The 6,646-nt window shown below is 71.7% G+C and carries 4 protein-coding genes; all 4 read left to right on the top strand.

Annotated elements, in window-relative coordinates:
• Positions 1-257: 257 nt before the first annotated feature.
• The 4 genes from ACQKIP_RS02150 to ACQKIP_RS02135 all read left to right on the top strand — a co-directional run bounded on the left by ACQKIP_RS02150 (position 258) and on the right by ACQKIP_RS02135 (position 6,614).
• Positions 258-1,676: a diaminobutyrate--2-oxoglutarate transaminase family protein gene (locus ACQKIP_RS02150; protein WP_365858149.1), complete on the top strand. Its 1,419-nt coding sequence runs from the start codon at positions 258-260 to the stop codon at positions 1,674-1,676.
• 98 nt (positions 1,677-1,774) lie between these two features.
• Positions 1,775-3,829 (top strand): IucA/IucC family protein, encoded by a 2,055-nt coding sequence (locus tag ACQKIP_RS02145; RefSeq protein ID WP_365858151.1) that lies wholly within the window; start codon positions 1,775-1,777, stop codon positions 3,827-3,829.
• A gap of 36 nt (positions 3,830-3,865) precedes the next feature.
• Positions 3,866-4,711: a GNAT family N-acetyltransferase gene (locus ACQKIP_RS02140; protein ID WP_365858153.1), complete on the top strand. Its 846-nt coding sequence runs from the start codon at positions 3,866-3,868 to the stop codon at positions 4,709-4,711.
• A 58-nt stretch (positions 4,712-4,769) separates the two neighbouring features.
• Positions 4,770-6,614 (top strand): IucA/IucC family protein, encoded by a 1,845-nt coding sequence (locus tag ACQKIP_RS02135; protein ID WP_365858155.1) that lies wholly within the window; start codon positions 4,770-4,772, stop codon positions 6,612-6,614.
• Positions 6,615-6,646: the final 32 nt, after the last annotated feature.

The raw sequence follows: 6,646 nt of genomic DNA, 5'->3' as shown, positions 1-6,646 counted from the left end.
CGTTATTTCCGTTGCGCTGCCCACCCAGTTGTCGGATGAACGGCACCTCACACTATGCCGGTGCCGTAGGGGACTGCCGACGGAACGGCAACGGTTCCGTCACGGCAAGGATCTTCCGATTACCCGTGTTCCTCCGCAGTCCCGGTCGTTGGTACGTACGGGGGGCTGGCGGCCTGCGTTCATCTCCCCTGCCAACTCGTCGGCGCACCCGCCCGGATCAAGCGGGAAGCGCCCACCCAGCGGGAGGTCCAACAGTCGTGGCCGTGACCGAGCCGGCACCCGCGGCGGTTTCCGCGGCGCACTCCGCAGCACACGAGGGGATCCTGCGACGCCAGTCGGCGCGCGAGTCGGCGGCGCGCACCTACGCGCGCGCCCTGCCGATCGTGCCGGTCCGCGCGCGCGGTCTGACGATCGAGGGCGCCGACGGACGGCGTTACCTCGACTGCCTCTCGGGTGCCGGGACCCTGGCCCTCGGGCACAACCATCCGGTCGTGCTCGAAGCGATCAGAAAGGTTCTCGACTCGGGGGCGCCGCTGCATGTCCTCGACCTGGCGACCCCGGTGAAGGACGCCTTCACCACCGAGCTGTTCCGCACGCTGCCCCGCGGACTCGCCGACCGCGCGCGGATCCAGTTCTGCGGTCCCGCCGGCACGGACGCGGTGGAGGCGGCGCTCAAACTCGTGCGCATGGCGACCGGCCGCGACGGCATGCTCGCCTTCACCGGCGCGTATCACGGGATGACGGCGGGGGCGCTCGAAGCATCCGGCGGCGCTACGGACGTACGGGTCGCGCGGCTGCCCTATCCGCAGGACTACCGCTGCCCGTTCGGCATCGGCGGCGCGGACGGCGCCGAGGTCGCGGCCCGCTGGACCGAAAACCTCCTGGACGACACCAAATCGGGCGTGCTCCGGCCTGCCGGAATGATCCTGGAACCCGTGCAGGGCGAAGGCGGAGTGATCCCCGCCCCCGACGACTGGCTGCGCCGGATGCGGGCCATCACCGCCGCACGCTCGATCCCGCTCATCGCGGACGAGGTCCAGACCGGCGTCGGGCGCACCGGCACCTTCTGGGCGGTCGAGCACAGCGGCGTCGTTCCGGACGTGATGGTGCTCTCCAAGGCCATCGGCGGGAGCCTGCCCCTGGCCGTCGTGATCTACCGCGACGACCTCGACGTCTGGCCGCCCGGCGCGCACGCGGGCACCTTCCGGGGCAACCAGCTCGCCATGGCGGCAGGCGCGGCCACCCTCGCGTACGTCCGTGAGAACGGCCTCGCCGAACGCGCGGGAGTCCTGGGCGACCGCATGCTCGCCCAGTTGCGCGCCCTGGCCGCCGAACATCCCTGTATCGGCGACGTCCGCGGCAGAGGCCTCATGATCGGCGTCGAACTGGTGGACCCGGCCGCCGCGGACGGGCCCGGTACCGGCGACCTGCCTGCCGCAGCCACCGGCCTCCTGGACCCGGGCCGCTCCCCGCGACCGCTTCCCCCGGCACCCGAACTCGCCGCCGAGGTGCAGCGGGAATGCCTGCGCCGCGGCCTCATCGTCGAGCTGGGAGGACGGCACTCCAGCGTCGTACGCCTCCTTCCTCCTCTCACGATCACGGACGAGCAGGCGGCAGCGATCCTGGACCGCCTCGCCGACGCGATCTCCGCCGCGGCACGCCCGCAGCACGGATAGCCACGCCGGAACCGGGCCGTCCCGCTGACGGCCGGGAGACATCAGCAGAGCTCCAGCCCGTCGCCCCGGAGCCCGAACGACTGCACAAGGAAGCCCTCTTGAACGCCACCCCCGCATCCGACGGCCCACCCCAGCTCCACGCCCCGACGGGGTGCGGCCAGCAATCCGCGCTGGTGGCCGAGCCCGGTACGGTTCCCCGGCAGAAGGGAGGCGGGCAGACCGAGCGGCTGCCGGGCGCGACCGCCGACTTCCTGGAGCACCCCGATCCGCACACCGCCGCGCAAATGGCGGCCATCGAGAACCTCCTGCGCTGCTGGGTGCGCGAGAACAACTTCCCCGCCCCCGAGCACGGCGCCCTGCGCATCCCGCTCGACGCCAGCGGCACCGCCCTCCTCGTCCCGGTCCACTACTGGTCGGCCACCGGCTGGCACCGCTTCGGCCTCCCGTATCTGGAAGACGGCCCCCAGAGCGCGCCCCCGGCGGACGCCGTCACCGTCGCCGCCCTCCTGGGGCGCGAGAGCGGTACGCGCACTGAAGCCGCCGATCCGGACGGGCACCCGCAGGAGCGGGCAGAGCCCGTCGAGGGACAGGAGCCCGGCGGGCAGAGCGAGCAGGGGGCGCAGGACGAGCCCGGTCTCACCGGCTTCGGCGTCGGCACGTACGCCGGCACCGGCTGCGGCACCGACGGCGAGCGAGTCGAGGGAGGCGACCTCGTCGGCCGTGTCGCCGACTCCGTACGGCGCACGGCCACCTTCATCTCTGACCGCCGCAACAACGCCGTCGACGAGCCCGACCTGTTTCTCGCCGCCGAACAGTCCCTGGTCCTCGGCCACCCCCTGCACCCCACCCCCAAAAGCCGCGAGGGGCTCTCCGACACCGAATCCCGACTCTACTCACCGGAGTTGCGCGGAGCCTTCGCGCTGCACTGGCTCGCCGTCGACGCCTCCGTCCTCGCCGCGGACTCGGCCTGGACCGAGCGCGGCCGCACCCTCCCGGCCGAGCAGCTCACCGCCCGCCTCGCGGGCCCCGACCTGCCGCTGCCGGACGGCCGCGCCGCCCTGCCCCTGCACCCGTGGCAGATCCGTGAACTCAGGCACCGCCCCGCGACCGCCGCGCTCCTGGAAGCGGGGCTCCTCCAGGACCTCGGCCCGCACGGCGCACCGTGGTACCCGACCTCCTCCGTACGCACCCTCTACCGCTCGGGCGCCGCAGCGATGCTGAAGCTCTCGCTCGGCCTGCGCATCACCAACTCCCGTCGTGAGAACCTCCGCAAGGAACTCCACCGCGGCGTCGAGGTCCACCGGCTGCTGCGCAGCGGCCTCGCCGAGCAGTGGCAGGCGGTGCACCCGGGGTTCGACGTGATCCGCGACCCGGCCTGGCTCGCCGTGACCGGCCCCGACGGCGAGCCCGTCACCGGACTCGACGTCATGATCCGCCACAACCCCTTCGGCCCCGGCGACGACGTCACCTGCATCGCGGGACTCGTCTCACCCCGACCGTCACCGCACTCCACCGGGCATGACCGCGCCCCGATGCCGTCCCGGCTCGGCGAGATCGTCACCGGCCTCGCCGGCCGGACGGGCCGCTCGCCGGGGGCCGTGGCCACGGAGTGGTTCCTGCGCTACCTGGAGAACGTCGTACGCCCCGTGCTCTGGCTGGACAGCGAGGCAGGTGTCGCCCTGGAGGCCCACCAGCAGAACACGCTGCTGCTGCTCGACCCCGACGGCTGGCCCGTGGGCGGCCGGTACCGCGACAACCAGGGCTACTACTACCGCGAGTCCCGGCGGGCCGAACTCGAACGCCGGCTGCCCGGCATCGGCGAGCACAGCGACTCGTTCGTGTCCGACGAGGTGGCGGACGAGCGCTTCGCCTACTACCTCGGCATCAACAACGTCCTCGGCCTCATCGGAGCGCTCGGTGCGCAACGCCTGGCCGACGAGAGGCTGCTGCTCGCGGCGTTCCGCCGGTTCCTCGGCGATGTCGCATCCGGTCCCGCTTCGCTCCGTACGCGCCTGCCCGCCCTGCTTCTCGAGTCACCCGTACTGCGCTGCAAGGCCAACCTGCTGACCCGGCTTCGGGGACTCGACGAACTCGTGGGCCCGGTGGACACCCAGTCCGTCTACGTCTCCATCGACAACCCCCTGCATTCCTGAGGAACATGACCCGCCTTTTCTGAGAGGAGCGACGCCGTGCCTCCGCCTGATGCGCGTACCGACGCCGGAACCGAGACCGCCCCCGAGTCCGCCACCGAGTCCTCCACCGCCGACAAGGCGGATGCCCAGGACACCCTCGACCTGCGACTCCCGGACGAACTCGTCGCCCTGTTCGGCGCGGGAGACGCGGGAGACGCGGGAGATACGAGGCGTGCGGGCGAAGCACGGGAGACGCACACCGCAGCAGGCGAAGGCGGCGACGTACGCACGGCGGATCGCGCGCCGGCACCGGCGGTCAGATCGGCGGCCGACGATCTGCTCGACCACGTCGCCGAGTGGGGCCCCGCGACCACCCCTGCCGGTGTCTTCCAACTCGTACCGGTATGCATCGAGCGCGATCTGCCCCTGATCAGCCGGTGGATGAACGACCCCGCCGTGGCGGCATTCTGGGAGCTGGCCGGCCCCGACGCCGTCACGGAGGCACATCTGCGCGGCCAGCTCGACGGTGACGGCCGCAGCGTCCCCTGCCTCGGCGTCCTGGACGGCACGCCGATGAGCTACTGGGAGATCTACCGTGCCGATCTGGACGGCCTGGCCCGCCACTATCCGGCCCGCCCGCATGACACCGGTCTCCACCTCCTCATCGGCGGTGTCGCCGACCGCGGCCGTGGCCTCGGCACCTCTCTGCTGAGGGCGGTCGCGGATCTCGTGCTCGACCACCGGGCCGCAAGCGCACGCGTCATCGCCGAACCCGACCTGCGCAACACCCCCTCCGTCTCCGCATTCCTGAGCGCCGGATTCCGCTTCTCCGCGGAGGTGGATCTCCCCGACAAGCGCGCGGCACTCATGGTCCGCGACCGGGCCCTTCGCGCAGTGCTCTGACCCCGTCACTCTTGGTACACGACTCGACCCGATCCGGTTCCCTCCCTGAGGAGTCCCCGTGCCGAATCCGACCGTTCCCCCGACATCCCGAGAGCCGTCCGTTCTCTACGACCCGCCCGAGCTGACCCCGGACCGGTGGGCGAGGGGAGGGCGTCGCCTCCTCGCCAAGATGGTCGCGGAGTTCGCCTATGAGGAGATCATCCAGCCCGTCCCGGCCGGACCGAGCGGCGAAGGCGGGTCGCGGAGCTACAGCCTCTCCCTCGACGCCGAGGGCCGGGGGTGCCTGCACTTCCGCGCCCGCCGCGGCTCGTACGGCAGTTGGTACGTCGACCCGGCGAGCCTGGCCCTGGCCGAGGGCGACGGCCCGCCGCTCCCCTTCAACGACCCCCTCCGATTCCTGGCCCGGGCCCGCCGCACCCTGGGAATCGACGGCGCCACGCTCGGCCACCTCATCCGCGAGCTGACCGTCACGCTCTCCGCCGACGCCCGGCTCGACCAGACCGCCCTCACCGCGGCGCAGCTCGCCGACCTCGACTACGCCGAACTCGAAGGGCATCAGACCGGCCACCCCTGGCTCGTGCTCAACAAGGGCCGCATCGGATTCTCCGCGAGCGACACCGCCCAATGGGCGCCCGAGTCCCGCCGCACCACGCGGCTTCCCTGGATCGCGGTGCACGCCGACCTCGCCGCCTACCGAGGCGTCGCCGGCCTGGCGACCGCGGAGGAGCTGTACACACGTGAACTCCCCTCCGCCACCCGGGAAGCCTTCGCGGACATACTCAGGGCACGCGGACTCGACCCGCACGCCTACCTCTACTTGCCGGTGCATCCCTGGCAATGGGACGACATCGTCCTGCCCCTCTTCGCCCCTTCCGTGGCCGCGGGAAAGATCGTCCCGCTGGCCGCCGACAGCGATCTGCGGTTGCCCCAGCAGTCCATCCGTACGTTCCTGAACCTGTCCCGCCCCGATCGGCACACCGTCAAGCTGCCGCTGTCGGTGCTCAACACCCTGGTGTGGCGCGGGCTCCCCACCGAACGCACCCTGGCCGCCCCCGCCGTCACCGCCTGGATGCACGCCGTGCGCGACGCAGACCCCTTCCTGCGGGACGAATGCCGGGTGATCCTGCTCGGCGAGGTCGCGTCGGTGACCGTCGAGCACCCGCTGTACGATGGGCTTCCCGAGGCCCCTTACCAGTACAAGGAACTGCTCGGAGCCATCTGGCGCGAGCCGATCACCCGGTATCTCGCTCCCGGCGAGCGCGCCCGCACCCTCGCCTCCTTACTGCAGACCGACCCGCAAGGCAGGGCCTTCGTCGCCGAGCTCGTCGAGCGCTCGCGGCTTGCCCCCGAGGTGTGGCTGCGGCGCCTCTTCGCCGCGCTGCTCCCTCCGCTCCTGCAATTCCTGTACCGGTACGGCACCGTGTTCTCCCCGCACGGGGAGAACGCCATCGTCGTCTTCGACGACAGGGACGTGCCCGTCCGGCTCGCGGTCAAGGACTTCGTCGACGACGTCAACGTCAGTGCCGAGGCGCTTCCGGAGCACGCCTCGATGCCGGACGACGTGCGGGACGTACTGCTCACCGAACGGCCCGATTTCCTCACGCAGTTCATCCACTCGGGGCTCTTCGTAGGCGTCTTCCGCTATCTTGCCCCGCTGTGCCACGCGCAGCTCGGCATCCCGGAGACCGAATTCTGGGACCTCGTACGTGCCGAGATCCTCCGCCATCAGGCCCGCGCCCCGCAGCTCAGGGAGCGATACGACATGTTCGACCTGCTCACCCCCCGCATCGAGCGGCTCTGTCTCAACCGGAACAGGCTTCACCTCGACGGGTACCGGGACCGCCCCGAGCGCCCGCACGCCGCCGTGCACGGCAGCGTGCCCAACCCCCTCCACCGGCCTTGATCGAGGGATTGTCAGTGGAGACCCGTAGGGTG

Origin of the sequence: Streptomyces sp. NPDC059900, assembly GCF_050270335.1 — a bacterium.
GTDB lineage: Bacteria > Actinomycetota > Actinomycetes > Streptomycetales > Streptomycetaceae > Streptomyces.
Note: the sequence above shows the minus strand (reverse complement) of the source record. Positions and strands in the feature narration are given on the sequence as shown.